The organism is Arthrobacter sp. Dra40 (assembly GCF_059091905.1).
This window is the reverse complement of the sequence record NZ_JBNHHB010000488.1, coordinates 1-1376: the sequence shown is the minus strand read 5'-3', so window position 1 is coordinate 1376 and position 1376 is coordinate 1. Positions and strand designations below refer to the sequence as shown.

At 66.4% G+C, this 1376-nt stretch carries 2 protein-coding genes; one reads left to right on the top strand and one right to left on the bottom strand.

Annotated features, from left to right (window positions below):
* Window positions 1-458: TRCF domain-containing protein (locus tag AC5RWT_RS37440; RefSeq protein ID WP_494084626.1), on the top strand; the 458-nt coding region annotated here is incomplete at its 5' end.
* A 21-nt stretch (window positions 459-479) separates the two neighbouring features.
* Here the strand turns inward: AC5RWT_RS37440 and AC5RWT_RS37435 are convergent.
* On the bottom strand, window positions 480-1376 hold an 897-nt coding region (locus tag AC5RWT_RS37435), incomplete at its 5' end, for an ABC transporter ATP-binding protein (protein WP_494084625.1).

Sequence of the window (1376 nt, the reverse complement as noted above, 5' to 3'; positions counted from 1 at the left end):
TGGCCGACATGAAGATCGAGCTGCCGGTCAACGCCCACCTGCCGCACGACTACGTGCCGGGGGAGCGCCTGCGGCTGGAGGCCTACCGGAAGCTGGCCCAGGCTGCCACCGGCGAAGCCATCGACGAAGTGGTGGCCGAGCTCACCGACCGTTACGGCGAACTGCCGGAACCGGTAGAGAATCTCGTGGCCGTGGCGCGCTTCCGGGTGCAAGCCCGTGCCGCCGGACTGACCGACGTGGCGGTGCAGGGCAACTTCATCAAGTTCGCTCCGGCCTCACTGCCGGAGTCCAAGGTAATGCGGTTGACCCGCATGTATCCGGGAGCGCAGGTAAAACCTGCGCTGGACTTCATCCTCATTCCCAAGCCCAAGACCGCACGGATCGGCGGCCGGGACCTGGCAGACCGGCAGATCCTGGAGTGGGCCCAGGGAGTCGTCGACGCGGTGTTCAAGGAGTAGCAGTCACCGCTGCGTTGCGTGCTACGCAGCGAGCGCCGCATAGCGGCCGTCAGCGTCGAGCAGGACCTCATGGGTTCCTTGTTCAACGATCCGCCCGGCTTCCAGGACCGCGATCTGGTCAGCATTGCGGACCGTGGAAAGCCGGTGCGCGATGGTGATGGTGGTACGGCCTGCCGCCAGCCGGTCGAACGCCTGCTGGACCGCGTGTTCGGTCTGCGTGTCCAGCGCGCTGGTGGCCTCGTCCAGCACCAGCACCGGGGGATTGCGCAGCAGGGTCCGGGCAATGGCGATGCGTTGCTTCTCACCGCCGGAGAAGCGGTGTCCCCTGGAGCCGACCATGGTGTCGTAACCGTCGGGCAGCGCCGCGATGAGGTCGTGAATCTGGGCGTCGCGCGCGGCCTGCTCGATGTCCTCATTGCTGGCGCCCGGCTTCGCGTAGCGCAGGTTTTCCCGCACCGTGGTGTGCAGCAGGTAGGTGTCCTGGCTGACCACCCCCACGATGCGTGCCAGATCGGCCAGCCTCATGGTGCGAAGGTCCACACCGTCGATGGTGACGCGCCCCGCCGTCGGATCCTGCAGCCGCGCGACCAGAGAGGCCAGGCTGCTTTTTCCCGAGCCTGTGGGACCAACCAGGGCCAGAGTGGAGCCGGCAGGGACGGTCAGGTTCACCTGCTGGAGGGCCGGTGTTTCGCTGTCCGGATAGCTGAAGCTGACGTTTTCGAAGCGGACGTGTCCTGCCACCTTTGAAGGGTCCACGGGGGTGGGCGAAGCGGGCTCGGCGATCTCCACCGGCAGGTCCAGATACTCGAAGATCCGGGCGAAGAGCGCCAGGGAGCTGGTGACGGTGATGGTCACGTTCATCAGCCCGAGCAGTGGTCGGAAAAGCCCGCCCTGAAGAGCGGTAAAAGCCACCACTGT